The sequence below is a fragment of the Staphylococcus sp. AC872 genome (assembly GCF_979255425.1).
The window spans coordinates 1-220 of sequence record NZ_CEEDKW010000106.1; the positions used below are offsets into that span (position 1 = coordinate 1).

Annotated in this window: 1 tRNA gene and 1 rRNA gene; both read right to left on the minus strand. The window is 44.1% G+C overall.

Annotated features, from left to right (window positions below):
• Position 1: 1 nt before the first annotated feature.
• Positions 2 to 75, minus strand: a tRNA-Ile gene (locus tag ACZ267_RS13105).
• 94 nt (positions 76 to 169) lie between these two features.
• Positions 170 to 220: ribosomal RNA gene (locus tag ACZ267_RS13110) — 16S ribosomal RNA — on the minus strand; the annotation flags it as partial.

A 220-nucleotide genomic window follows, 5' to 3' on the forward strand; every position in this document is an offset into this window, starting at 1 on the left:
GTGGGCCTAAGTGGACTCGAACCACCGACCTCACGCTTATCAGGCGTGCGCTCTAACCAGCTGAGCTATAGGCCCATTAATTATTTGTAAAACAAACAATCAAAACTGAATACAATATGTCAATGTTATTCCTTCATCTTCTTCGAAGATGTTCCGAATATATCCTTAGAAAGGAGGTGATCCAGCCGCACCTTCCGATACGGCTACCTTGTTACGACTT